Source organism: Neobittarella massiliensis (ex Bilen et al. 2018) (assembly GCF_900289145.1).
Classification (GTDB): Bacteria; Bacillota; Clostridia; order Oscillospirales; family Ruminococcaceae; genus Neobittarella; species Neobittarella massiliensis.
This window is the reverse complement of the sequence record NZ_OKQO01000007.1, coordinates 203,705-227,385: the sequence shown is the minus strand read 5'-3', so window position 1 is coordinate 227,385 and position 23,681 is coordinate 203,705. Positions and strand designations below refer to the sequence as shown.

Here is a 23,681-nt window from a genome sequence, read left to right as displayed (position 1 = left end):
TCCATCTTGTAATAGGTCGCACAAGGCCTTTAGCGTGTTTTCGCTGTGCCGCCGTCGAGATATACGGCGGGCCAGCTCTTTTACATTGGGCGGAATTTGTTTCACTGTTTCAACCTCTTTTCTGTGTGGCTTTCATTGTCCATATTATACATTGATTTTCAATGTATATCTATTGGCAAACCTACCAATATATGCATTTGTTTTTAATGCATATTCTACATTGATTTACGGTGTATATAGTGCTATACTATAGGTAGTAAAAGGAGGGGTTGCAGTGCCTATAAAATATAAAGTCAATATACTGTCTGCGCTAAAAGAACATGGGTATTCTACCTACAGAATGAGAACAGAGAAAATCATAGGTGAAAATGCCATCCAGCAGCTACGCCACGGCAAGCTTGTATCATGGGCCAACATTGAGACCATTTGCCGCTTACTGAACTGCCAGCCGGGCGACATACTGGAATTTGAGCCGGACACACCTGCTGCGGATTGAGAGCAAATATAATAGGCGAGATCACCTCTTTTCTGTGGTCTTGTGCTGTTCTCTATGAATACAATATACACTATTTAGTTTCTTATGTCAATGCTTTAGTTTAACTTTTAAATTTATTTTATATGTTTTCTGTTGACACAATACATTAAATAGTGTATAGTATAGATGAGGAAAGTAGGTGCTTACAATGCCCCTTAGCATGGGAGAAAAAATAAAAATTATTTTAGGACGCAGGAATATGACATTGGGTGAACTGGCCACAAGGACCGGGCAAACGCGTCAAAATCTTTCTAACAAATTGAGCAGAGACAACTTTAGTGAAAAGGAGCTGCTGCGCATTGCCGCTGCTCTCGGCTGCTCATACCGCGCCAGCTTTATCATGGACGATACCGGGGAAGAAATATAACACACCAAGAGCATCCGCTGCATGGCCTGTTTTGGACCGTACAGCGGGTGCTTTTTCCTACCCTGCAAATGCTGCGCAAACATGTCTCCGTTGTACTTGTGCAAGTACAATCACGCGCGTGTACTTACGCAAGTACAATTATACACTTGTGCAAGTACAGTTTATACACTTGCGCAAGTGTATTGTATAGTATATAATAAACGTGGAGGTGAAACCATGGGTACTGCAAGAACAAAAGCCAATAATAGATGGAATGCCAAAGCATACGACCGTGTAAATTTAACCATGCCCCAAGGCCGCAAAGCTGAAATAAAGGCTCATGCAGAGGCGCGTGGAGAAAGCACCAACGGCTTTATAAATCGTTCTATTTCCGAAACTATAGAGCGAGATATTTCAGGCATTGCGCCTGTATCTTCTGCCCCTATTGGGGATATGCTGTGTGCCGAGGCATTAAAGGCGATACACAAGATCGTGCGAACGACAGGGGAAAGCGTGGCGGAATATGTGAACCGCGCTGTGCTTGTGCAGTCTAAGCGAGACGAGACAGGTATTTCCCTTGGTGTAAACCCCGTTACAGGCGAGGCATTCCACAGCGATGAGGGTAAACGGTAATGGCTGTTCAATATATCACATGTGGCAATCTGCAAGGCCTGTTGAGCAGCAGAAACCCGCTGCTTATGCTGATATCCCTTGACGGCGAGCGGGTCATACTGGGCGATTTATACGAGAATGAGGACCACGGCATTTTACTGGCTAAGACAGGGCGAGACCATAGGGCCGTAGACCTGTATTTTCGCCTTGTGCTGGACTATAGTGGTGCAGACTGGGTGTTTGTTTGCCCACAGGACTATAGGGGCATAACGGGCGAAAATAACCGCATAGCTGCATTTTACAAAGACGGCTTTTCGGTGATCTCTCATGTTCTGGCTGATCTAGGCTATATGGTGGGTATCAATATCCCCCGAAAATATGCCCGCCGTTTAAGGGTTTTAGCTAAAAACGAATAGACACACTAACCATGCAATAAAAACCCGCTGTAGGCAAAATTTGGGCCAATACAGTGGGTTTTCTGCATTCTACACAAACCTCGCATGATCTCATCAGCGAAAAATCGCCGTTGAGATTGCTCACTGCTCAAAATTGAGCGGTGAGGCGTTGCACAAGCCTTGCGCGGCAACTGTCCGGAAATTCCGGATAGCTGGCCCTGCTTTTACCTACCCCAAACCTCTGCCCGTGGGCAGATATGTCAACATGGTTTCTGCTCACCCTATACGCGCGCACGCGAGGGAATATTGTCTTTTCTTAGCTTTTTGTAGCGAGATTTTTGGCGAAGTGCAGCGGGTAAAAATCAAAAATTTAATATTGGGGTATATTCCCAAAATGCCCAAAATGCCCAAAAACCCCGCCGGGGACAGTCAAGCGCCATCTGCCCACAAGCCTGACAGCCGTTCAACCGTCTTTTCAACCGATGATGTACCGCTTACCCTGTACGCACCCAACCCGCTACCGCGCCATGGCTGGGTACTGATGATTTCGTTTTCGTACTTTTTCAGCCGGGACAGTCTCGGCCCGTACCGCATTTTGCGTAGCCCAGAGATTTTCAGTTGTCGCGCCCGCTCTATGGACAGCCCGCACTGGGCTGCTATTTGCTGTAGCGTGTTGCCGTCGAAATAGACGGCCCGCAATGCGCTTGCCTCTGGATCGGGGATCTCATCAAGGCATTTTTCTAGGTCTGCCCGCAGTTGATCGCAAAATACCCGCTGCTCTGCCTCTTCCATTTCTGTGCCTTTATCGGGGATGGTATCGGCAACCGTTATATTTTCATCGTCACCGCCCGAAATCGGCGCGTCAAGGCTAGAACAGTTGCAAAGCGGGTCTTTTATCATCCGCACCGTTCGTACGCCTAATAGGGCGTTTATGCGTTTTTGCAGCGGGTAGTGCAGATAGGTGGTAAACCTGTACCCGCTGGCCGGGCTATAGGCCTGCACCGCGTCGAGAAAAGCAAAGTAACCCTCTTGCTTCATGTCTTCTTCTGCTACTCCCGCCCGGTCTGCTCGATCTTTGCGGTATTGGTACGCCCTACCGCATATCATGCAAACAAGCGTTTCTATCTGCTGCCATAGCTGATACAAGGCTCGTTTGTCTCCCTGCTGGGCCAGTATTGCCAGTTCTTCGTTGCTTCGCCCTTGCTTCGTCTCGGTCATGCCCAATGCCTCCCCCTTGATCTGTCCCGTTTTGTACGCATAAAAAAGCGCGCCGGATTGCTCCCGCGCGCGTGTCCCCCTTGCTTTACGTCATGCCATGGTGTAAAATAGGGGTGTCATTTTGCTTGCTGCTTACAGTGTTCCCGCGCTGTAGGCAGCTTTTTTGTTGTCTGTGTGGTTGATATATGCTCTATCATAGTCGCAAGGCAGCGGCCAGTTTTTCTATCGCTGTTTCGTATTTGCTGCATGTTTTCCCACCGTATAGCTCGCTAATATCGGCTTTTATTCTCTCGTATTCCCGAAACCGCTCGCCCCTCGGTGCGTATCGTTTCTTTGTTGCCTCTGCGACCATCTGCTCGACCCGTTCAGTGTCTATCAACATGCCCGCACCTCCGTAAAGCGTTGAAACTCGCCCTTAAACCACATATCTATCACGCCTGTATTCCCATATTTGTTTTTGTCCAGCATGATCTCAGCTGTCTTTGGGTCTGCTCCGTCTGTTTTGAGCAGCACATAGGGGCGATGCAGCATGAAGATATAGTCGCCGTCCTGCTCCAATGCGCCAGACTCTTTGAGGTCGCTCATCCGGGGCGCCTCTTTACCTGCTCTGGATATCTGCGACAGTACCATGATATGGCAGTTGTACCGCTTAGCCATGCGCTTGAACTCGCCGCTTATGTAGTCGATCTCCTGCCGCCGCACAGGGAACCGCTGAACAGTGCGCACACACTGGATAAAGTCGACCAAAACCAGCTGCGGCTTGATTGAGGCTATAGCGTGTTCCATCTCCTCCACGGTGTAGATATCGTCCAGCACACGGATGTTGTCCCGCTCCACGATCTGGTTCAGAGCCTTGTACATGTCTGCCCGCTCTTTGTCCGACAGGTTTTTACTGTTGATCTTGCCATAGTGTATATTCAGCCGGTCGGCCAGCAGCCTCTCGAACAATTGCCCGGTTGACATTTCCAGCGTGAAGAATACACAGCGGTTTTTGGTCGGTATCTGGTTAGCCAATACATTGAGGGCGAATGCCGTCTTGCCTGTAGATGGTCTGGCACCCACATAAGACAGCGTCTTTTTTCTAAGCCCGCCAGTGGTCTGGTCTATTTTCGGGAAGCCTGTCCATATGCGTTCAGCGGGGTCTGGTGGACGGTTGATCTCTTCCAAGAACTTGACGGCCTCTACTGCCATTTGGTCTTTGTATTTGGCTCCGTTTGCCTTAGCTGCCTCTGTTTCTACAATCTTTCGCAATTTTGGGAGCAAATCGTAATCCTCTCCCATCGCCAGCTCAACTACCTGTTTTTTGATCTTGCGGCGGCTGCTATCCTGTGCGAGCGTTTCGACCATGCCCAGATAGTTGCTCTTGCTGATAACGCTCTCGCAACACCGATATGCGACTACTTTCTGTTCGCCGTTGAGACGGGCCATTAACTCCGCTGCGTTTATATCGTGCTTGCCTCTCATGGCTTTATGGGCTGCCGCGAAGATCTCTGACAACAGCTCTTCCTCGAAGTCGTTTTCTTGTAGCCTGGCAAATACCTGGGCGCCAAATTCCTCGGGCCATAAAAGCAAACCGCCGATTACGTTACATTCCAGATTGAGGCCATAGGCATTCATAGTCTTACCGCCCCTTTTCCGTACCCAAGGCACTCTACTTGCTGGTTAGCCTCCTGATTGTTTCTGCGTTCCCAATTGCGGATGGCTGCTTTCCAGTCTTTCATTTGGCTTTTGCCGATTTTCCAACCGTTTGACTCGTAGTAGTCCATAAAGCGTTCAGGTGATATAGCGTTGCCTCGCTCTCGGCAGTATGCTTGTACTTCTTCTAGCGTTGGTTTTTGGAATTTTTGTGGTTGTGTGATGGGGGATTTTCCCCCAATAATATTATATTTTTTCTTTATTGCTTTATTATCTTTATTACATTGTTGCCCTTTGACTGCCCTCTGACTGCCCATTTGTGTGCCCACTTGACTGCCCATTTGTGTGCCCTGTGTCTGGTATCTATCGTAATTTTTTACCGTAAATAAGCCATATTTTGAGGTTGCTGTGTGTGCCACCTCGCCTGTCCTTTTGAGGTGCCGTATGGATGCCCGAATTTGCTTAATTGAAAGTCCGGTTTCTTCGGCTAGTTTTCCATAGCTGGCAACCCGCTGACCACGGTCTATTGTGATGCCTTTCCAGGGCTTAGGCTCATAGTTGGCAGTGAGCAGTAGGTGGATAAATAAGCGGGTCGTATTTATGTCCCCGTACCATTCCCAGTCTAAAATACTTCGGTGCAGCTGTACAAATCCATTTTCAAGCAAGGTCCGCACCCCCTACCATGGCCGCGCTCCGTTGGCACGTCTCGCGATAAATAGGCGCGGTTTGGGCTTGTCGTGTACGGCTTGCCCGCCCGGCGGAAATGCCTTATACACCTCGCTAGCGGGCACGCCACACATCCCCATGATCTGGTATGCCTCTTCTAGCGTAAATGTGCCGTGTCCGCTAAATCGCTGCGAAACATAGGCGCGACTTCTGCCCAGCTGCTCCGCTATGTACTGCTGGTCTATGTCGTACTGGCGCAGCGCGCCCCGAATATAGCTGTACGGTTTCATTGCTTCACCTCCATAATCTCAGTCACATCTACCCCTAGCGCCCGGGCTACACGCCCCAGTGCAGCAGGGCGCACTTCTCCGCCGCGCCGGATTTTGGCAACAGTTTGCGGCGATACCCCTTTTAAATTCCTGCTGCTTAGACACCGTCGCGCAAGCTCTACTTCGAATTTTTCCTTGTCTATTTTCATTTTACACCTCCATGAGAACCGTTTGGTTCTGTATATCGTATATTATAGCGCCGTATGGTTCTTTTGTCAAAATATTTTCAGGAAAAGCATTCCATTCGGTTCTGATTTGTGGTAATCTCTATATATACGAGGTGACAATATGAATTTCGATCTTGGAAAACACATCAAAAAACTTCGTGCGTCTAAGCACATGACGCAAGCTCAACTTTCTGATAAAGCGGGTATTTCTGTGATGAGTTTGCGAAGATACGAAAACGGAGACCGGAAACCAAGCATAGATATATTGCGAAAGATTGCTGCCGCTTTGGGGACTAATCATCTCGAATTATTGGGCCTTACTGTAGGAGCGCCAATCGAGATTAACACCAGCAATGATAATGACTTTGAAAAAATGTCGCCAGATAATATTCGTGACAGTTACGGTCGTATTGCCGATAGAGTAATACGTGCAGCGGTTAACACAGGTGGCAGCATAAACGACGACACTGTAGAAGCTATGTTAATACTTCAAGATGGCATAGAAGGAGCGGCGAGTTTTGCGAACCACAAGCTGCTTGAACATTACTATGGACAACTCAATGCCGAAGGCCAAAAAAAGGCTGTGGAGCGCATACAAGAGCTTACAGAAGTTCCAAAATATAGGAAAGATAATCCAGACAACGAAGATATTTGACGGTAGAGCCAGCCAAACAAGAAAATTGGCTTGTCCTAACGGGCAGACCTGTACCAGATAGTAAACCAGATATTGTTATTGTGGGACTAGAGGATCTAAAACCCGCTACAACAACCATCGCAAGGGGGCCAAACAAATGCAGCAGATATATCGACAAATAGCGGCAGCGGGTAGAAAATGTGGCGCTGATCGCGTGGTGCTCTTTGGTTCTCGGGCCCGTGGAGATCATCGGCAGGGCAGTGATATAGATATTGCGGTTTGGGGAATGCCACAGGAATGCCAACCCGCTTTTTGGTCGCATCTGGATGATCTGCCCACCCTGCTGAAAATCGATATTGTCCATGTTACCCAGCAGACAGACACGGCACTGTTGCGCAATATAGAGAGGGACGGGGTTATTCTTATGGATAAAATGCAGGAGAAATACACCAAGCTAATAAGCGCAGTGGACAGGCTGAAAGAGGCGCTAAAAGACTATGAGAACAACCCGTTAGCCTCTATCCGCGATGGTGCTATACAGCGCTTTGAGTTTTGCACAGAACTGACATGGAAAACCTTACGTGAATATCTGATAGACCAAGGCTACACGGATGTCAATAGCCCCAAATCGGCCATACGGCAGGCGTTTGCAGATGGTGTGATACAAGATGAGGCACTATGGATAGGGCTGCTAAATGACCGAAATTCCACGTCCCACATATACGATGAAGATACCGCCGCGACGATATTTGACCGTATTAAAAATCAGTATGTAGACCTGTTTGACGATGTTGTGAGCAAACTGGGGGGCACAAAATAAAAAGCCCTGCCATGTGCCCGAGGGACACTACGGCAAGGCTTAGAGGATGGCAACGTGCCATGATCTGCCCCCTGACTATACCACAATGTGAAAGGGGCTGTAAACTATGGCAGTACGCAAAAATGAAGCCCGCTGGGTGGAAAAATCGACCCGCTGGCGCATTGATGTACAGAAAGACGGCGTTCGTCGGTCGTTCTACTCTGCTACCGCAGGGAAAAAAGGCAAGGCAGAGGCCGAACGCAAGGCAGATAAGTGGCTAGAGACTGGTAGCAGCCGTGAAAACGTCCGTTTTGGGGCACTGTGGGCCGAACATCTGGAAAGGGTAAAGAGTACCACAGGCACCAGCAACTATAAGCAAACGGAGTATTTCGGGCGCTGCTGGCTGCTCCCCGGCTTGGAGCACAAGCGGGTTGCGGCTTTAACTGAACAGGACTGGCAGAACTGCATTGATCGCGGTTTTAAGGGTGGACTATCAAAAAAGACGCTTACTAGCATACGTACTACAATATCGGTGTTTTGCCGGTTCGCAAAGAAAAACGGTATACCCATGGAGCGCCCGGAAGATATCACGATACCACGTGGAGCACCAGTAGGCAAAAAGCGTATTCTGCAACCCGATGATTTAAAAACCCTGTTTTCTACCGATCTTGTAAAAACGCGTGGACAAGTACAGCCCTATTTCTATGTTCCCGCTTTCCGTTTTCTTGTGCTGCTGGGCTTGCGTCCGGGCGAGTTGTGCGGGTTGCAGAATAGCGATCTTTCGGGCAACACGCTGACTGTTCAGCGCTCTATAAACAGTTATGGAGAGATCACCACCGGAAAAAATGAAAATGCTCAGCGGTCAATAATTCTGGGCCGCCACCAGCTGGCCATATTAGAACAGCAGCGGGAAAACCTGAAACGGCACCACATTATTTCAAAATGGCTGTTCCCTGATCGCCACGGAAATGCTATGTCAAGCGTCTGTCTTTATGGAAAATGGAAACTATATCGCAAGCAACACAACATTTCATGCAGCCTATATGAAATGCGGCATACCCTCATAAGCCTTGCGAAGTCCGATGTACCCGAGCAGCTCATAAAAATGGTAGTCGGCCACTCTGGCAGCATGGACACATTCGGCGTATACGGCCATGAGGTGGACGGCGAAAAGCAGCGGGCAGCGAATATGCTTGACGGTGTTTTCGACAGGGTGCTTTCGCAGTAAAATAGCAGCAGCGGGTACAGATGGCCCGCTGTTTTTTGACCGCATGTTTTACCGCACCTGTTTTTATTTTCCCAGTTACTCGGTGTATACTGCGCTGTATTCTATGCCCATTTGACTACTACAAATCACGCTGTATTCGCCCCAAAACATGCGCTTATTGTACGAGCCCACCGGATGCAAATCGGATGAGGGGTTAAAGATCACCTACCGCATAGCCAGCTTACAGGAGCTGGTGCCGATCGTATTGGAGGAAAAATGATGAGCGATATGCCACTGCCTACCAGATGGGACCGCGAACACTACCAACAGCTGATAAACTGGCTGCAGGGACAGGCCGACGACGGCTACCGCCAGTTTCACCAGAAGATACTGGCTGATGCCGACACCCCGCTTTTGGGGGTGCGGGCACCGGTGCTGCAGGCGGCGGCCAGGCAGATAGCCGCCGGTGACTGGTGCGGCTTTGTGGACTGCAGCGTCGACGGCACCCAGGAGGAGACGGTGCTGTGCGGCTTGGTGCTGGGGCGCGCCACCGCCAAAGAGCTGGACGACATCGCCCGGCAGTATATAGAGGCGTATATCCCCCGCATCCACAACTGGGCCCAGTGCGACAGCTTTTGCAGCCATTGTAAGGGCCTGAAAAAGGACCTGGACTATACGCTGGCGCTGTGTGCCCGGCTGGCTGACCAGCCGGACCCCTGGCAGGTGCGGGTGGCGGTGGTCCTGTGTATGACCTACTTGCTGGCGGACAGCCACCGCAGCCGGGCGCTGGCGCTGTGTGCGCAGATACATCGGGAGCATTACTATGTGCAGATGGCGCTGGCCTGGTTTTACGCCACCGCCTACCTCTATGACCCGGACTATGTGGTGGAGCTGCTGCAGGGCGGTGCGCTGGATGATCTCACCCACCAAAAGACCATCTCGAAGCTGTGCGAATCGTTTCGCGTGAGCAGTGACGACAAGCAGATGCTCAGGACCCTGCGGCGCAAAAAGAAGTAGTTTGCTGTCGGCGGTGATGGCGGCCTAAGAACAGAAGATCTGAATGAGATAAGGGGAGAACAGATGGTTTTAAGGAGATTTGCCGTACAGATGTCGGTCTGCAAGGTGCCGGACCTGTCGCAGGTGGACCTGGAGGATACATTTTGCTTTTTGGGTAAGACAGACGAGGAGCTATCGGTGGTGTGCAGGACCGAGCGCGCCCCCGCCAACGCCACCCAGCGCGACGACGGCTGGCGGATACTGCGCATCGAGGGGCAGTTAGACTTTTCGCTGATCGGGATCCTGGCGGAGATCGCGGATATTCTGGCCCAAAACGAGATCGGTATCTTTGCCGTATCGACCTACAACACCGACTATATCCTGACCAAACAGCAGCACTACCAAAAAGCGCTGTGCTGCCTGCGTGAGGCGGGGCACCAGATCGAGGGGTGAGCGCGGCACCAGCTACCTTTTATAAAAAGCCAGAGCAGCCGGGGAAACGAGTGATTTCCCGGCTGCTCTGGCTTTTTGATGTGCGGTCGGCGGCTGCTCTGCTCTGTGCCGGACTGTGCTGGGTTGGGCTGTGCTGGGTTGGGCCGGGGAGAATAAAGTCCCCCATGATGAAAAGTGCCGCTATTTGCCGATCATGATATTTAGGATCTCGACGTCGGTAGAGCGCATGCCTTCGCGGCCCATGCGGGTGACGGCATCGACGGTGCGGTCGGCGCTGTCCATCACCAGGCCTTCGCCGGCTCCGAAGGTGCGGCCTTTTTGGGTCATGTGGTGGGCCAGCAGCGCTGCGTCGACTGCCGAGGCGATCTTGGCGGCGCAGGAGCCTTTGGCCCCGTCGCAGACGATGCCCGACACGTTGGCCAGCGTGTTGGTGATGGTGGTGCAGACATCCTGATAGCTGCCGCCGCACAGCCAGGTGATGGCGGCGCCGGCGCTGCAGGCGGCCGAGACCGCCCCGCAATAGGCGCTGAGCTTGCCCAGACCCCGCTTTTGATAGGCGGCGATGAGGTTTGCGAGCACCAGCGCGCGGGTGGTCTTTTCGCGGTCGCAGTGTAGGTGCTCGGCGTAGGCCAGCACCGGCAGACACACGGTCATGCCCTGATTGCCGCTGCCGGAATTGGTGACTACCGGCAGCACGCAGCCGCCCATACGGGCGTCGCTGCCGGCAGCCGGCCAGGCCCGGGCCAAATTTTCGACCCGGTCGCCGTACACCTCGAGCAGCGTCTTGCCCACGCTGGCGCCGTAGTTATTTTTGAGCCCCTCCTGGGCGATGGCGCGGTTATACTGCACCTGCCGGTCGATGGTGGGCTGCAGCTCGCTGATGTCGCCGGTGGTGGCAAAGGCGAAGATGTCGGGCAGATCGAGCGTGCTGTAATCGGCCCCTTCATGGCCGCTGCCGCTCTGCTGATCCCGCACATCCAACAGCACCTGGCCGTTTTTCTCGATGCGCACGATGTTGGTGTGGGCGTAACACACCTCTACCAGCGCGCTGTCGCTATCGGCATACACCTCTAGAATGATCTGTAGATTCGAAACGCCTTCCAGCAGTTTTACCTGGCAGATGTTCTGCGAAAGCAGCTCGCGGCAGGTGGCCAGGTGGGCGGGGGTGATGGGGGTGAGCGTTTCCAGCCCCAGGCTGCTGTCGCCGCCCACGGCCCCCAGCACCGCGCTCACGTCGATGCCTTTCATGTCGCCGGTGGTGGGGACGATGACCCCCTTGACATTTTTGATGATGTTGCCGCTGCAGCTGGCGACGATGCGCTGGGGCATCTTCCCCAGTACCTCGCGGGCCTTGGCCGCCGCAAAGGCGATGGCGATGGGCTCAGTACAGCCCAGAGCGGGCACCAGTTCCTGCTGTAAGATCTGGATGTACTGTCTACAGACGCATTCCTCCATGTTCTCTTCCTCCTGATGATCATTTTGTTGCATGACGTACTAGACCTATTATAGCAGCCGCGCCGCCGGGGAACAATGGCCCCGCACATAGGAGTTGCGCTGCCTTTTTTGTGCGTTTTTTTGTGCACAAGCGGGGCGAATCGCGCCGCTGCCCCTTGGCAGGGGGGAGGTGCTTTGTTATAATAGGTTAGATAGCCGCACTGCCGCCACTGCGCTCTGTTGGCGCCCGCTGCATACGGCCGGCGCCTGCGGCATGTTTTTTAGCCGCGGTGACCGGGGTAGTGCACGCTAAAGCTGAAAGAGTTTTGTAAGAAAGAGGGATGTGTGCCGTGCATAAGATTTTGCAGGAGCTCAGAGCACAGATGGAAAGCAGCGAGGACAAGTGCCTGGCCGCCGGCGAGAGCGGAGAGCTGCTTTTTTCTTCGCAGAAGCAGGGCATCGCCCCGCTTTTAGATCTGTATCAGCAGTACCCCGGGGCGGCGCCGTATATCTGCGACCGGGTGTTTGGCAAAGCGGCGGTGTTCGTGGCCGCGCTGTGCGGCGCCAGAGAGATCTTCTCGTTCGTGGCCAGCCGCCCGGCCATCGACCTGGCGGTCCAGCTGGGGCTGGTGCTGCACTGTGGGCGGGAGGTGCCCATTATCACCAACCGCACCGGCAGCGGCCAGTGCCCCATCGAGAACTCGGTGATGGAAGTGACGACGCCCGAGCAGGCTATCCCCGCCATCAGGGCCCGGCTGGCGGCACTGGCTGACGGCAGCTACAAGATCTAGTGCCGGAAACCCATTTTGTGTTTTGATCGATTTCGCCGCGGCGCTGCAAATCCAGCGGCGCCGCGCAGACAAGAGGTGGCCCTTTTTCATGGAGAAAGACGCAGTCGTGCAGCCCCAGTACATATACATCATGTTTACCCACACCGGCACCTGGTTTTCTAAGGTGCTGCGGCTGATCACCCGCAACGAGTTCACCCACGTCTCGATATCGCTGGACAAGTCGCTGACTCAGCTGTACTCTTTTGGGCGCAACACCATCAAGGAGCGGCCCTGGGAGGCGGGATTCGTGCACGAGGACCCCCGCGGGGGCGTGTACAAGGAGCTGAGTGGCACCCGCTGCGTGGTGTACCAGCTGGAGGTGAGCAGCGAGCAGTACCTGCGCGCCAAGCAGATCATCGAGTACTTTTTGCGCAACCAGTCAGAGTTTAAATACAACTTCCCCGGGCTGTTTTTTATGGCGATGGGCTGGCCCAAACGCTTTCGCCGGCGGTTCGTCTGCTCGCAGTTCGTGGCTTTTGTGCTGGAAAACAGCGGTACGCTGCACTTTGAGAAAGACTTTAGCCTGATACGGCCGCAGGACCTGGGCCGCCAGAGCTTTGGAGCGGTGCTGTACCGGGGAGAGCTGGCCAACTATGACACGGTAGCGGGCTGAGGCAGGTCAAGGCAGGCCAAGGTGGGCTGGAGCGGACCGGAGGTGGGCCAGAGTGGGTCAGGACGCCCGCCCTCTGGTGATTTTGTACAGTTTTTTTACACCCGACACCCCAGAACAGGGCGGCGGGTATTTTTGTGTCTGGACCCGGTGCGAGCAGGGTGCTGGGGCCGGTGGGAGTCCGGTGACCGGCACTGGCGTAAATTTGTGTAAATGGCGGGTAAAACGGTGTAGCTTTGCCAGTTTCAGGCCTGATAATTGTGATATATGCACATATGTTGCAACTGTTCATAGGTCATTTTGCATTTTCGTGACATTGTCAATAGGAAAACAGTGGAGAGTATGCTAAACTGTAATGGCCGGTGCGGCGCGGGTATCTGCCGCCGTTTTTCGGTGGGGAGATGTGTTTGGCGCGGGCGTGCGGCCCGGCGCCCACATCGACTTTTTAAAGTGGCGGCGCGGTGTTTTTGAGCGGCCACCCGGCGGTTGCGGCGGTGGCCGGCCGCCGGACAGAGAGTTTTATGAAGAGAGAGGGAAGATACTTGAAAAGAGGAATCGCGATCGAACGGGACCGGTACTTCTATGGGTCGGTGCTGTCGCTGGCAGTACCGCTGGCGCTGCAGTCGGCGCTGATGTACAGTGTCACCACGTTAAACAGCATTATGCTGGGCGCGCTGGGCGAGGTGCCCATGTCGGCGTCGGCCATTGCCGACCAGCCCTTTTTGATCGTCTCGGGCATACTGCGCGGGCTCACGCTGGGCGGTGCGGTGCTCATTGCCCAGTACTGGGGCAAGGGGGACACCGACGCCATCAAGCGGGTGCTGGCTATCGCCGTGCGCAGCTCGGTGCTGCTGGCGCTGATCACCGCCGTCGCGGTCATACTGCTCCCCACCCAGATCATGGGCATCTTCTCTACCGATAAAGAGGTCATAAACGCCGGTATCAACTACCTGCGCATCGTGGCGCTGACCTATGTGATGTTTGCGGTGAGCAACGCCTACATGCTGTCGGTGCGCGCCACCGAGAACGCCAAGACGCCGCTGATCATCAATCTGGTCACCTACTCGGTCAACATCTTTTTGAACTACGGTTTTATTTTCGGCAAGTTCGGCCTGCCCAAGATGGGCATTACCGGCGTGGCCATCGGCACGCTGATCGCCCGTATCATCGAGCTGAGCTGCGTGCTGGTGCACATGTTCTTTATAAACCCCCACGTGCGCATGAAGATCAGCGACTTTATGCACAAGGACAAGGTGCTGTTTAAAGACTTTTTGTCTTACGCGGCCCCGTCGATGCTCAGTGAGATGATCTTCACCATCGGCATGGCGGCCTACTCGGTGATCTTTGGCCGTCTGGGCACCACCACTATTGCCGCCAATACGATCGCCGAGGTGCTACACCGCATCGGCTCCACCTTCCTGTCGGGCCTGTCGGGTGCCTCGTCGGTCATCATCGGCAAGACCATCGGCTCGGGCGATATCCAGCGCGCCAAGCTGCAGAAAAAGACCTTTAACGTGCTGGGCATGGGGCTGGGCATCTTCACCATGATCCTGGTGTTGTCGATCAAGAACCTGGTGTTGGGCTTTTACAACATCGCCCCCGCCACCCATGCTATGGCCGACCAGATGATCATCATCAACGGCCTGTGCATGATCGCCTTCGCCTACGAGTCGCTGTATGTGACCGGGCTGCAGGTGGGCAGCGGCGATACCACCAACATCCTCATCTACACCACCGTGATCATGTGGGGCATTATTATGCCGCTTGCCTTTGCCGGGGCATTCTGGTTCAAGTTCTCCCCCATCGTGGTGTTCATCATCCTCAAGTGCGACTATGTCATCAAGGGCTTTTACGGCTACTTCCGCACCCGCGGGAGCAAGTGGATCAAGCAGGTCACCCGCGACAAAGAAGCGCTGCAGGAGCACTGATCGGCCGTTTGCCGGCAGGTGCGAAGACATAAAAAATTAGGCGGCGCCCCACCCGTTTGGCGGTGGGGCGCCGCCTTTTTTGCGCGCTGGGGAAAAAGCTGCTGGTCCCCGGATAAAGCGGTGGGCAGCGGGGGAGGAGTGCGGTGACAGCACGGGGATATGCGTGCCCGAGCTGACGCGGTGTGCCCCGCCGGCGAGCCGCCCGCGCCGGGATGGGCCGCAGAGCGGTACGGCGCAAAGAGAGAGACCCGCCAGCCGGCTGTTTTGCCGGTGCAGGCGGATCTCTCTTGAGTGGGCGACACCTGGGTGGGGTGAGGAATTTCAGGCGCCGTAGGGGGCGCTGTGGAAGGAGCGCAGCTCCTCTACAAAGATGTCGGTGAGGGTGGGGTCGAACTGGGTGCCGCGGCAGCGCAGCAGCTCGGCGATGGCCTCGTCGATGGTGCGGGCCTTTTTGTAGGGGCGCTTGGAGATGATGGCATCGAAGCTGTCGACCAGCGTGAGGATGCGCGCCAGGTAGGAGATCTCCTCCCCCTTGAGACCGTGGGGATAGCCGCTGCCGTCGTAGCGCTCGTGGTGGTGCTCGACCAGGTCGGCCACAAAACTGAGGCTGGGCAGGTTGCGGATGATGTAGGCCCCGTCGCTGGGGTGCTTTTTCATCTCGGCCCACTCCTCGTCGGTCAGGGCGATGGGCTTGAGCAGGATCTCTTTGGCGACGTTGATCTTGCCCACGTCGTGCACGTAGGCGCCGTAGAGCAGGGCGCGGCTGTCTGCGCGGCTGAGGTGCAGCCGCTTGGCCATGAGGCTGGCGTAGTACACCACCCGCTCGGTGTGGCCGAAGGTGTACAGGTCGCGGGAGTTGACCACCGAGATGAGCGCCCGGATGGAGGAGAGACTGTTTTCGAAATCGTCGGTGTCGCCGGCGGCGCGGAACTGGTCCAGCAGCGAGACGTACACCTCCACCCGGTTTTTGCGGAAGAACTTGGCCCGGTAGAGGGCGTCGTCGCACTCCTGCACGAACTGGTTGCAGGAGAGGTGGCGGCTGCTCAGCCCGCACACCCCGCAGGAGATGGTGAGGCTGCCGGCGGGGAGCAGCTCCTGCCCGTAAAAGGGGTGCTGGTCTATGGCGTCGCGCATCTGCCGCGCCAGAACAGTGGCCTGCTGCTGGTCCATCCCCGGCAGAATACAGGCGAATTTGGCGCCGCTGTAGCGAAACAGCTGCCCCTTTTGCCCGGCGGTAGAGGCCAGCAGGTCGGCGGTCTCTTTTAGGGCCAAGTCGCCTTGCTGGTGGCCGTGACAGTCGTTATAGGTGGTGAAGTAGTCGATGTCGGCAAAGATGAGCGACAGGGGCGTACCCTCTTTTTGGGCGGTGTCGTAGCACAGCTGTACCTCGTCGTAGAAGTTGCGGTGGTTGAGCAGGCCGGTGAGGCCATCGGTATTGATCTGCCGCTCGAGACTGGCGATGTGTTCCTGGCGCATCTGGGCGTAAAAGCCCAGCGCCCAGGCAGTGACGATAAAGGCACCGCAGAGCAGCAGGTCGTTTTGAAAATAGAGGTTGACCCCGCCTTTTACCGGCGCCCACACCAGGTCGATACCGACGATGGACAGCGAGGCGAACACCGCCAGGTACAGCCCGGCGCGCATGCCGTACTCGAAGGTGTAGCTGATGATGAGGAACAAGAACAGGATCTTGTACTGGCTTTGGTACAGGCCGGTGACGGCGATGGCACACAGAAAGATGGCGCTCATCAGCACACATTCCAGCACCTTGAGCTGGCGGGCGTATCTGCCGGCGGCCCGGTAGACGTTGGAGATGCACAGAAAGACGGCGATACACACCCCACACACCGCCAGCGGCGCGTAGAGCAGGTAGAAGTAGGTGCCGTGGGCCTCGCCCGCCTGCTGGTAGATGAACTGGAAAAAGGCGATGGAGGCAAAAAACAGCGATAACAGGCGCACCGAGAACAAAAAGTCCCGCACGCTGGGCTTATAGGAGGTTTTGTGAGGGGCCATTTCTTCTCCTTTTCTATGGCGACGGGAAGGCCGGACAGAGTATGTTGGGGCCCCATCGCGCGAAAACTGCCGGGCGAGATAAGCGGGCCCAGGCGGTAGAGGTCACCGGACAGCAGGAGAGGGGGGCATACGTCGCCCCCCTCTTATACACCCTACTTGCGCAGGCTTTTCGGCTCTTCGGGCTGGTAGAAGAACCACAGGCAGGCCGAAGACGCCATCAGTGCGGCGGCCAGTGCCGCCACCGCGGCAAAAGCGGCGTATGCTCTCTTCTTCATCGCGTTCACCTCCTTTTATGGGGCGCTTTTGGTGGTGTGCACAAGGCCACAGGCCCTGCGCATATAGGAGCGCCGCCGGCGTTGACCGGGGCGCGTGGTCAGTGAAAATGTGTGGCGCGGCTACAAGCTGGGCGTACCGGGCCGCTGGACGACTACTTTTGCGGTAGAGACTTACAGGCGGCCCAACAGCTTGCCGCCGAGACGGGTGAGCGTGAGGACCTGCCACAGCACTGCCAGCAGTACCGCCACCGCCACTGCCGGCAGCGGGCCGGGGCCGAATACGAGAGCGGCGGCGCCGGCGGCGGTATAGCACCCGACCACTGTCAGTGCGCCCCGCCGCAGCCTTTGGCAGCGCTCTTTACTGAGCAGCGGCTTGTTGGGGCTGTCGACCGGGGCGCGGGCCCCCACCACCGCCAGGCAGAGCGCACAGCCGGCCAGATATGCCGCCAGCAGCGGCGGCCGGGATACCGACCGTGCCAGCAGGGAGGCGGCCAGCGCGGCGGCGCCGCAGACCAGCAGGGTGATGAGCGCACAGCGGCCGGGCGTGCTGGCATGGGCGCCGCCGGCAAAGCGGCGCAGCAGCGAACCGGCCAGCACGGCGGCCAAGCAGGGCCAAAAGGCGCCGATCGCCCAGCCCAGCAGAGCGGTGCCGGCCAGCAGAAACGCCGTTTGCAACAATCCAAAAAAGCCGTAGGCCAGCACCTCGATCTGCTCGGGCGGGTAGTGCAGCGCCCCGCCCACCTTGTTGGCCAGCGCGCGAGATAGATGCTCCATGGGCAGGGCCTCGACTTTCTGTTATGGGGTGGGGGCGGTGTTTTTGCGCCGGCGGTACAGGCGGACGATAGCGATGGAGAGCGCCAAAAATACCAGTGCCGGCACCCCGGCGATGGACTTGTACACGGGGTCGCCAAAGATGGCCAGCACCTGGTCTTTAAACAGCAGCTGCAGCAACACCACGTTGATCCCCTCACCGAGGATGAGCAGCAGGGTGACCATCAGGCTGCTCTTGATGGCGCCCAGCACCTCGATCTTGCAGACGTTGACGGCCAGCAGGATGAGGATGATGACGTTTAGGATGACATAGACCCCGTTGGCCAGCGGCAGCATGCGCGAGCCGATGGTGGTGAGCACCAGTATGGCCCCGCAGATACAGTAATTTTTGGCGCTGACCCGCCGCCCGGCGAAGGTGTAGAGCCCCCACATGAGCAGCAGTACCTCGGGGATGTCGCGCAGCAGCTGAGCCAGCAGCTGGATGATATCGAATTTCATGAAATGCTCCTTTTGGGGGCGGGCGCCCCGCCGCCGATAGACAGCTGGTGGAAGTGGCGCAGCGTGCAGTACACCGCCAGAAAGCCCATGACCCGCACCAGAATATCGCCGATGCTGAGCACGCTGTAGCCGATGTCGATATAGTCGGTGAGCACCTTGAGCCTGGTGGCGCTGCCGCCGAGCACGTGCAGGCTGCCGCCCAGATCGAGATTGCGGGTGTTGACGTAGCCGGTGAGGTAGGAGAGCGTGGGGTACACCGGCATTTTGCCGCCGTTGGCGGCCATGGCCAGATTGTTTAAGATACTGCCGGCGAACACGCAGCCGGCGCTGACCAGACAGGCCCGGTACTGCTGGTAGCAGATGAGCGGCAGGGCCAGCGCCACCATGTAGGTGGTTTTGATGATGGGGGCGTAGGGGATAAAGGTGTACACCCCGAAAAAGATGCTGGCCTGAAAGCCCAGCGTCACCACTTCGAACAGGTAGATGGGGTAGAGCAGCTTGGCCTGACGCAGGCCCCGCAGCGCATACCCCCGCTTGTGGGCCAGCAGCACGGCCAGCAGCAGCGTCTCGATCACAGATAACTCCTCTATTTATAAAGTGGACAAACTCTTATACAAAGCCATTATATAGCAATTCGACAGAGACAGTCAATATAAACATAATTTATCTACAAAAAAGCGGTCACAATACCAGGGATTACCAAACGAAACGCCAAAAAGCCCCATAAAGTGTGACTTTATCCCACGATGTGATAGCGATCGAGAAAAGAGGTGTCGACCCAGTAGCGGCGGTAATCGCTGCGGTCGACGTACACCCGCACGGTGCTGCCGACCAGCGCGGTGGGATCGGCCCACAGCGAGTCGCTCTTAAACTGGTAGATGGTGCTGCTGCCGGGGTCTACATACTGGGCCCACACCACCCAGGGGCTGCGGCCATTTACATGAATGCGGGCATCGCGCTGCACCTCGGTGACCTGGGCGGTGATGGGGCGGCCGTTTTGCAGCAGATACTGCCGTCGGCGGCGCTTGCGGCGTTGGTAGTACAGCAGCCCGGAGCCGATGCAGGCAAATATCAGCCCCAGCAGCGCGAAGATAAAGCCCATTAGAAATTGGCGCACCGCCGGCTGGCCGGGGCGGTCGGGGTCGATATAGAGGGTGATGCGCTGCCCCACGTACATGGAGGAGCTGTAGTAGTTGAGCCGCACCCCGCTGTACGCCTGCCCGCCGGCGGTGTAGTCGACATAGGCGGTGCTGCTCTCGAGGTCGGTAATGGACCCCACTACCGGCTGGCGGCTGGCCAGGTCTTGCCGCTGCAGCAGGTAGAAGGTAAGACCCAGCAGCAGGGCCAGCACGCCCACGGCGGTAAACACCGCGCCCAGCGTGCGGTAGGGGTTTTTTTGACGCTGATCTGTCATAGGCAGTCCTCCCGAAAAAGAGCGCCGATAGCTGCATCGGCGCTCTTTTTTACTTTTTTGTTGGAACGGGACTTAGAAGCCGCGCTCCTCTAGCAGTTTGATGCCCTCGAGCACCACACGGATGGCTTTCTCGGTGTCGTGATCGAAGGGGTTCTCCATGCCCAGCGCCTTGCGCTCCTGGTTTTGCACGCAGTGCATGACCGCACCGGCCTTGGCGCCGATGGCGGCACAGACGGTGAACAGGGCGGCCGATTCCATCTCGCTGCCCAGGGTGCCGGCGCGTTTCCAAGCCTCCCAGCGGTTGAGCAGCTCGTAGGATACGGGCATGCGCTCGGGGGAGTGCTGGCCGTAGTAGGAGTCTTTGCACTCCACCACGCCGGTGTGGTAGCGGTAGCCCAGGTTTTTGGCGCCGTCGCGCAGGGCCACGGCCATGTCGAGATCGGACACGGCGGGGAACTCGATGGGCAGGTACTCGCGGGAGGTGCCCTCGGCGCGGATGGCGCCGGTGACCACCACCACGTCGCCGCCCAACACATCCAGATGGATGCCGCCGCAGGTGCCGATGCGGATGAAGTTATCCACCCCCAGCATGTGCAGCTCCTCTACGGCGATAGAGGCGGAGGGGCCGCCGATACCGGTGGAGCAGACCACCACTTTGGCATCGCCCACGTAGCCGGTGTAGGTGACGTATTCGCGGTTGACGTTGATCTTTTCGGGCCTATCGAGCAGGGCGGCGATCTTGGGCACACGGCCGGGGTCGCCGGGCAGGATGGCGTATTTGGCGCCTTTGATATCGTTTTTAGAGATCTGCAGGTGCCAGATCTTCTCGTCGGGGGCTAAATCTACCTGTGGCATAGTCGTATTCCTCCTGTAATCGTGCGTAAAAAGTGGCGGGCGAGCGGACTTGCTTGGCGCCCGTGCGATATAGGAATATTGTACCACTGTCCACAGGGCAAAAACAATGGAGAAAACAGAGATATACCGGCCTGTTTTTTAGCGGTATTGAGGGGGATAGACCGCTGCCGGTCAGCTGGGCTCAGTCGCTGTTTTTTTGAGGAACTTGCCGTCGGCGGTGACGTCTTTGATCCATTTGCCGGAGTAAAAGCGCACCAGGCAGCACAGGGCCTTGATTAAGTAGTAGGATTTGGTGAGCAGAAATACCGCCCACATGGGCCAGTGGAGCACAAAACCGGCGATAAACACCAGCGGGATGCCGATGCCCCACAGACAGAGGTTAGTAAAGATCATGTTGAAGGTGGCATCGCCGCCACCGCGCAGCGTGCCGGCGGCGTACATGCCCTCCATGGCCACGAGGGGCAGCGTAAGGGCGGACAGTGTGAGGAAGTTGTCGGTGACGGCCATGGTCTCGGGAGTTATGGCGTAGAGACCCAGCAGCCAGTTTTTGCCAAAGTAGAGAAAGGCGCCCGAGAGAAAGCCCACCGCCCAGCACATGAGGTGAAAGGCCTTGGATTGGGTCATCACCTTTTGCCGGTCGCCTTCGCCGACGGCTTTGCCGATGAGCACGCAGGCGGCGCTGCACAGGGCAAAGGTGAGCGAGGTGCACAGCTGCTGCAGTGCGTAGGAGACCGAGTAGGCGGCCATAGCGCCGGTATCCAGCCGGCCGAATACCAGCGGGTACATGGTGCTGCCCACGCCGAAGAGCACCTCGGTGATGGTGATGGGCACCAGCAGCCTGAAAAAGCGGTGCTCGATGCCCCGGTCGAAGCAGAAAAAGCTGCCCAGCGTGATGTGCACTGTTTTTTCAAAAAATTTGCAGTAGATAATGAGGGCCAGCAGCTCGATGATGCGGGCACACAGCGTGCCGATGGCCGCGCCGGTGATGCCCAGTGCCGGCAGCCCGAACTTGCCGAAGATGAGACAGTAGTTAAAGCCGATATTCAGCGAGTAGGAGAGCATGTTGATGAGCATGGGCACGCGCACGTTCTCGATGGCCCGCAGCGAGGTGATGAGCGTGATGGAGATAGCGTACAGCGCGTAGGAGAGCGAGTAGATGCGCAGGTACCCCGCCCCGGCGGCGATGACGGCCATATCGCTGGAAAAGATGCGCATGATGGCCACCGGCTGCAAAAACACCACCACAGACGCCGCCAGACAGATGAGGAAGGTGTAGCGCATGCAGGCGGCGATGACTTTGGGGATGGCGGCGAGATCCCTCTTGCCCCAGTACTGGCTGAGCAGCGTGGCGGCGGCGCCGGTGGTGCCGTAGGTGACGCTGTTGACGATGGCGAACACCTGGTTGCCCAGCGACGAGGCGGCCATGGCCGTTTCGCCCAGCTGGCCCAGCATGACGCTGTCGACCATGCCCACGCTAAAATTGAAGATGTTTAGGAGCGCCACCGGCAGGGCGATAGCCAGTACCGACTTGTAAAACTGGCCGCTGCGCTCGATCTGTAGCCGCAATCTCAATGCGATACCCCCCTTATATAGGCCGCCCCCCTCAGGGCGGCAGTCAGGCCCGGCTGCTTATCGGCTGCTCTTTTTTGGCGCTGGTCACGTCTTTGATCCACTTGCCGGAGTTAAAGCGCAGCTGGCAGCAGATGGCCTTGATGACAAAGTACAGCTTGGTGCATAGAAATACCGCCCACATGGGCCAGTGGAGCCAGAAGCCGGCGACGAACACCAGCGGAATGCCGACCAGCCACAGGCAGATGTTGGTAGAGATCATGTTGAAGGTGGCGTCGCCGCCGCCGCGCAGGCTGCCGCCGGCGAACATGCCCTCCATCCCCACCGGCAGCATGGTGATGGCCGAGAGCACCAAGAACTGGTCGGTGATGTGCAGCGTGTCGGGGCCGATGGCGTAGAGGCCCAGCAGCAGGTCTTTGCACAAAAACAGCGCCAGTGCCGACACCAGCGAGATGGCCACGCACAGCCAGTTGAAGGTGCGCCCCTTACGCATGACCGCCTGGCGATCTCCCTCGCCGATGGCTTTGCCGGTGAGCACGCAGGAGGCGTTGACCAGCCCGAAGATGGCCGAGGTGAATAGCTGATTGGCGGCAAAAGCCACCGAGTAGGCGGCCATGGCACCGGTATCCAGCCGGCCGAACACCAGCGGGTACATGGTGCAGCCCACCCCGTAGAGCACCTGGGTGACGGTGGTGGGCAGCATCTGTTTGACGTAGGGCAGTTCCACCCGCCGGTCGAAGCGGAGCAGATCGTGAAGGCGCAGGGTTATGCGCCGCTCGGCAAAGGTGAAGTAGAGCAGGATGACGACCAGCTCTATCACCCGCGCCAGCAGCGTGCCCGCCGCTGCGCCGGTGACCCCCATCTGGGGAAAGCCCAGCTTGCCGAAGATGAGACAGTAGTTGAGGCAGATGTTCACCGAGTAGGAGAGCACGTTGATGAGCATGGGGAATTTGACGTTTTCGATGGCGCGCAGCGAGGTGATGAGCGTGATGGAGACGGCATACAGCACGAACGAGAGTGCATAGATGCGCAGGTAGGTGGTGCCGGCGGCGATGACCGCCGCGTCGCCGGAGAAGACGCCCATAATGGTTTGGGGGAACAAAAACACCACCGCTGCCGCGACCGCGCACACCGCCACTGTATAGCGCAGACAGGTGGCGATGACCTTGGAGATGGAAGCGGTATCCTGTTTGCCCCAGTACTGGGAGATGAGCGTGACGGCGGCGATGGTGGTGCCGAAAGCCATGCTGGTGATGATGGAAAACACCTGATTGCCCAGTGAGGCGGCGGCCATGGCCGTCTCGCCCAGCTGGCCCAGCATGACGTTGTCTACGCAGCCCACCCCGAATGAAAACAGGTTGAGTACGGTGATAGGCAGGGCGATAGAGAAGACCGAGCGGTAAAAGCTGCGGTCGGCAAGCGGCTGTATGGCGTGTTTCATAAGAGAGATCTGCCTCCTCGCCATCGGCGGCGCAGGCGAGGATCGCCCGCCGCA

At 56.6% G+C, this 23,681-nt stretch carries 27 protein-coding genes; 12 read left to right on the top strand and 15 right to left on the bottom strand.

The genetic code is table 11. The features are described 5' to 3' along the window. Positions 1–274 precede the first annotated feature (274 nt). The 4 genes from C6Y32_RS11520 (at position 275) to C6Y32_RS11505 (ending at position 1,909) form a co-directional block, all read left to right on the top strand. A complete protein-coding gene (locus C6Y32_RS11520) occupies positions 275–496 on the top strand; it encodes a helix-turn-helix domain-containing protein (protein ID WP_105205403.1) in 222 nt (73 codons plus the stop codon). 187 nt (positions 497–683) lie between these two features. Continuing rightward, positions 684–902 carry a helix-turn-helix transcriptional regulator gene (locus tag C6Y32_RS11515; protein WP_105205458.1) on the top strand — a complete coding sequence of 73 codons (219 nt, stop codon included), beginning with the start codon at positions 684–686 and terminating at the stop codon, positions 900–902. Positions 903–1,118: 216 nt separating this feature from the next. Further along, on the top strand, positions 1,119–1,514 hold the full coding sequence (locus C6Y32_RS15775; RefSeq protein WP_105205402.1) for a hypothetical protein: 396 nt from the start codon (positions 1,119–1,121) through the stop codon (positions 1,512–1,514). Further along, on the top strand, positions 1,514–1,909 hold the full coding sequence (locus C6Y32_RS11505) for a hypothetical protein (RefSeq protein ID WP_105205401.1): 396 nt from the start codon (positions 1,514–1,516) through the stop codon (positions 1,907–1,909). Before C6Y32_RS15775 ends, C6Y32_RS11505 begins: the two co-directional genes overlap by 1 nt. Before the next feature lie 408 nt (positions 1,910–2,317). On the opposite strand, the gene C6Y32_RS11500 is transcribed toward C6Y32_RS11505, so the two are convergent. The 5 genes from C6Y32_RS11500 to C6Y32_RS11475 all read right to left on the bottom strand — a co-directional run bounded on the left by C6Y32_RS11500 (position 2,318) and on the right by C6Y32_RS11475 (position 5,885). After that, the gene (locus C6Y32_RS11500) at positions 2,318–3,106 is read right to left on the bottom strand and encodes a sigma-70 family RNA polymerase sigma factor (RefSeq protein ID WP_105205400.1); all 789 of its coding nucleotides are present in this window, start codon (positions 3,104–3,106) and stop codon (positions 2,318–2,320) included. A 375-nt stretch (positions 3,107–3,481) separates the two neighbouring features. Beyond that, positions 3,482–4,723 carry a replicative DNA helicase gene (locus C6Y32_RS11490; RefSeq protein ID WP_105205398.1) on the bottom strand — a complete coding sequence of 414 codons (1,242 nt, stop codon included), beginning with the start codon at positions 4,721–4,723 and terminating at the stop codon, positions 3,482–3,484. After that, positions 4,720–5,406: a hypothetical protein gene (locus tag C6Y32_RS11485; protein ID WP_105205397.1), complete on the bottom strand. Its 687-nt coding sequence runs from the start codon at positions 5,404–5,406 to the stop codon at positions 4,720–4,722. The genes C6Y32_RS11490 and C6Y32_RS11485 overlap by 4 nt, the downstream gene beginning before the upstream one ends. Positions 5,407–5,418: 12 nt before the next feature. Further along, positions 5,419–5,697 (bottom strand): helix-turn-helix domain-containing protein, encoded by a 279-nt coding sequence (locus C6Y32_RS11480; protein ID WP_105205396.1) that lies wholly within the window; start codon positions 5,695–5,697, stop codon positions 5,419–5,421. Continuing rightward, positions 5,694–5,885 (bottom strand): helix-turn-helix domain-containing protein, encoded by a 192-nt coding sequence (locus C6Y32_RS11475; RefSeq protein WP_105205395.1) that lies wholly within the window; start codon positions 5,883–5,885, stop codon positions 5,694–5,696. Before C6Y32_RS11475 ends, C6Y32_RS11480 begins: the two co-directional genes overlap by 4 nt. A gap of 139 nt (positions 5,886–6,024) precedes the next feature. Here C6Y32_RS11475 and C6Y32_RS11470 point away from each other — a divergent pair, with 139 nt between their 5' ends. The 5 genes from C6Y32_RS11470 (at position 6,025) to C6Y32_RS11450 (ending at position 9,992) form a co-directional block, all read left to right on the top strand. After that, positions 6,025–6,558, top strand: a complete 534-nt coding sequence (locus tag C6Y32_RS11470) for a helix-turn-helix domain-containing protein (RefSeq protein ID WP_105205394.1) — start codon at positions 6,025–6,027, stop codon at positions 6,556–6,558. Positions 6,559–6,694: 136 nt separating this feature from the next. Further along, complete coding sequence (locus tag C6Y32_RS11465; RefSeq protein ID WP_105205393.1) at positions 6,695–7,357, top strand: HI0074 family nucleotidyltransferase substrate-binding subunit; 663 nt, start codon at positions 6,695–6,697, stop codon at positions 7,355–7,357. A gap of 106 nt (positions 7,358–7,463) precedes the next feature. Beyond that, the gene (locus tag C6Y32_RS11460; RefSeq protein WP_105205392.1) at positions 7,464–8,564 is read left to right on the top strand and encodes a tyrosine-type recombinase/integrase; all 1,101 of its coding nucleotides are present in this window, start codon (positions 7,464–7,466) and stop codon (positions 8,562–8,564) included. A gap of 258 nt (positions 8,565–8,822) precedes the next feature. Then, complete coding sequence (locus C6Y32_RS11455) at positions 8,823–9,560, top strand: DNA alkylation repair protein (protein ID WP_164998249.1); 738 nt, start codon at positions 8,823–8,825, stop codon at positions 9,558–9,560. 63 nt (positions 9,561–9,623) lie between these two features. After that, a complete protein-coding gene (locus C6Y32_RS11450; RefSeq protein WP_105205390.1) occupies positions 9,624–9,992 on the top strand; it encodes an ACT domain-containing protein in 369 nt (122 codons plus the stop codon). 180 nt (positions 9,993–10,172) lie between these two features. Here C6Y32_RS11450 and C6Y32_RS11445 read toward each other — a convergent pair whose 3' ends face one another. Next, on the bottom strand, positions 10,173–11,447 hold the full coding sequence (locus C6Y32_RS11445) for an L-cysteine desulfidase family protein (protein ID WP_105205389.1): 1,275 nt from the start codon (positions 11,445–11,447) through the stop codon (positions 10,173–10,175). Positions 11,448–11,776: 329 nt separating this feature from the next. Here C6Y32_RS11445 and C6Y32_RS11440 point away from each other — a divergent pair, with 329 nt between their 5' ends. The 3 genes from C6Y32_RS11440 (at position 11,777) to C6Y32_RS11430 (ending at position 14,794) form a co-directional block, all read left to right on the top strand. Further along, positions 11,777–12,217 (top strand): DUF1893 domain-containing protein, encoded by a 441-nt coding sequence (locus tag C6Y32_RS11440; protein WP_164998248.1) that lies wholly within the window; start codon positions 11,777–11,779, stop codon positions 12,215–12,217. Between the two features lie 88 nt (positions 12,218–12,305). Beyond that, positions 12,306–12,869 (top strand): hypothetical protein, encoded by a 564-nt coding sequence (locus tag C6Y32_RS11435; protein WP_105205387.1) that lies wholly within the window; start codon positions 12,306–12,308, stop codon positions 12,867–12,869. A gap of 539 nt (positions 12,870–13,408) precedes the next feature. Then, positions 13,409–14,794 carry an MATE family efflux transporter gene (locus tag C6Y32_RS11430; protein ID WP_164998247.1) on the top strand — a complete coding sequence of 462 codons (1,386 nt, stop codon included), beginning with the start codon at positions 13,409–13,411 and terminating at the stop codon, positions 14,792–14,794. 321 nt (positions 14,795–15,115) lie between these two features. Here C6Y32_RS11430 and C6Y32_RS11425 read toward each other — a convergent pair whose 3' ends face one another. The 9 genes from C6Y32_RS11425 to C6Y32_RS11385 form a co-directional block, all read right to left on the bottom strand. Next, on the bottom strand, positions 15,116–16,804 hold the full coding sequence (locus C6Y32_RS11425) for a bifunctional diguanylate cyclase/phosphohydrolase (protein WP_105205385.1): 1,689 nt from the start codon (positions 16,802–16,804) through the stop codon (positions 15,116–15,118). Positions 16,805–16,956: 152 nt separating this feature from the next. Continuing rightward, a complete protein-coding gene (locus tag C6Y32_RS11420; protein WP_105205384.1) occupies positions 16,957–17,079 on the bottom strand; it encodes a cyclic lactone autoinducer peptide in 123 nt (40 codons plus the stop codon). A 171-nt stretch (positions 17,080–17,250) separates the two neighbouring features. After that, entirely contained in the window at positions 17,251–17,853 is a 603-nt protein-coding gene (locus tag C6Y32_RS11415) for an accessory gene regulator ArgB-like protein (protein WP_105205383.1), read from the bottom strand. 21 nt (positions 17,854–17,874) lie between these two features. Next, the gene (locus C6Y32_RS11410) at positions 17,875–18,348 is read right to left on the bottom strand and encodes a hypothetical protein (protein ID WP_105205382.1); all 474 of its coding nucleotides are present in this window, start codon (positions 18,346–18,348) and stop codon (positions 17,875–17,877) included. Beyond that, positions 18,345–18,923, bottom strand: a complete 579-nt coding sequence (locus C6Y32_RS11405) for a DUF5317 family protein (RefSeq protein WP_105205381.1) — start codon at positions 18,921–18,923, stop codon at positions 18,345–18,347. Before C6Y32_RS11405 ends, C6Y32_RS11410 begins: the two co-directional genes overlap by 4 nt. A gap of 161 nt (positions 18,924–19,084) precedes the next feature. Beyond that, complete coding sequence (locus C6Y32_RS11400) at positions 19,085–19,762, bottom strand: DUF3592 domain-containing protein (protein WP_105205380.1); 678 nt, start codon at positions 19,760–19,762, stop codon at positions 19,085–19,087. Positions 19,763–19,834: 72 nt separating this feature from the next. Next, on the bottom strand, positions 19,835–20,617 hold the full coding sequence (gene udp / locus C6Y32_RS11395) for a uridine phosphorylase (protein WP_105205379.1): 783 nt from the start codon (positions 20,615–20,617) through the stop codon (positions 19,835–19,837). 171 nt (positions 20,618–20,788) lie between these two features. Continuing rightward, entirely contained in the window at positions 20,789–22,189 is a 1,401-nt protein-coding gene (locus C6Y32_RS11390; protein ID WP_105205378.1) for an MATE family efflux transporter, read from the bottom strand. 43 nt (positions 22,190–22,232) lie between these two features. Next, the gene (locus C6Y32_RS11385) at positions 22,233–23,627 is read right to left on the bottom strand and encodes an MATE family efflux transporter (protein WP_164998246.1); all 1,395 of its coding nucleotides are present in this window, start codon (positions 23,625–23,627) and stop codon (positions 22,233–22,235) included. Between the last annotated feature and the right edge of the window lie 54 nt (positions 23,628–23,681).

Bases quoted from the DNA above. Each gene is read 5' to 3' on its own strand.
- C6Y32_RS11515 (WP_105205458.1), top strand. From the start codon at position 684: ATGCCCCTTAGCATGGGAGAAAAAATAAAAATTATTTTAGGACGCAGG.
- C6Y32_RS15775 (WP_105205402.1), top strand. From the start codon at position 1,119: ATGGGTACTGCAAGAACAAAAGCCAATAATAGATGGAATGCCAAAGCA.
- C6Y32_RS11505 (WP_105205401.1), top strand. From the start codon at position 1,514: ATGGCTGTTCAATATATCACATGTGGCAATCTGCAAGGCCTGTTGAGC.
- C6Y32_RS11500 (WP_105205400.1), bottom strand. From the start codon at position 3,106: ATGACCGAGACGAAGCAAGGGCGAAGCAACGAAGAACTGGCAATACTG.
- C6Y32_RS11490 (WP_105205398.1), bottom strand. From the start codon at position 4,723: ATGAATGCCTATGGCCTCAATCTGGAATGTAACGTAATCGGCGGTTTG.
- C6Y32_RS11480 (WP_105205396.1), bottom strand. From the start codon at position 5,697: ATGAAACCGTACAGCTATATTCGGGGCGCGCTGCGCCAGTACGACATA.
- C6Y32_RS11475 (WP_105205395.1), bottom strand. From the start codon at position 5,885: ATGAAAATAGACAAGGAAAAATTCGAAGTAGAGCTTGCGCGACGGTGT.
- C6Y32_RS11470 (WP_105205394.1), top strand. From the start codon at position 6,025: ATGAATTTCGATCTTGGAAAACACATCAAAAAACTTCGTGCGTCTAAG.
- C6Y32_RS11465 (WP_105205393.1), top strand. From the start codon at position 6,695: ATGCAGCAGATATATCGACAAATAGCGGCAGCGGGTAGAAAATGTGGC.
- C6Y32_RS11460 (WP_105205392.1), top strand. From the start codon at position 7,464: ATGGCAGTACGCAAAAATGAAGCCCGCTGGGTGGAAAAATCGACCCGC.
- C6Y32_RS11455 (WP_164998249.1), top strand. From the start codon at position 8,823: ATGAGCGATATGCCACTGCCTACCAGATGGGACCGCGAACACTACCAA.
- C6Y32_RS11450 (WP_105205390.1), top strand. From the start codon at position 9,624: ATGGTTTTAAGGAGATTTGCCGTACAGATGTCGGTCTGCAAGGTGCCG.
- C6Y32_RS11445 (WP_105205389.1), bottom strand. From the start codon at position 11,447: ATGGAGGAATGCGTCTGTAGACAGTACATCCAGATCTTACAGCAGGAA.
- C6Y32_RS11435 (WP_105205387.1), top strand. From the start codon at position 12,306: ATGGAGAAAGACGCAGTCGTGCAGCCCCAGTACATATACATCATGTTT.
- C6Y32_RS11425 (WP_105205385.1), bottom strand. From the start codon at position 16,804: ATGGCCCCTCACAAAACCTCCTATAAGCCCAGCGTGCGGGACTTTTTG.
- C6Y32_RS11420 (WP_105205384.1), bottom strand. From the start codon at position 17,079: ATGAAGAAGAGAGCATACGCCGCTTTTGCCGCGGTGGCGGCACTGGCC.
- C6Y32_RS11415 (WP_105205383.1), bottom strand. From the start codon at position 17,853: ATGGAGCATCTATCTCGCGCGCTGGCCAACAAGGTGGGCGGGGCGCTG.
- C6Y32_RS11410 (WP_105205382.1), bottom strand. From the start codon at position 18,348: ATGAAATTCGATATCATCCAGCTGCTGGCTCAGCTGCTGCGCGACATC.
- C6Y32_RS11400 (WP_105205380.1), bottom strand. From the start codon at position 19,762: ATGACAGATCAGCGTCAAAAAAACCCCTACCGCACGCTGGGCGCGGTG.
- udp (WP_105205379.1), bottom strand. From the start codon at position 20,617: ATGCCACAGGTAGATTTAGCCCCCGACGAGAAGATCTGGCACCTGCAG.
- C6Y32_RS11385 (WP_164998246.1), bottom strand. From the start codon at position 23,627: ATGAAACACGCCATACAGCCGCTTGCCGACCGCAGCTTTTACCGCTCG.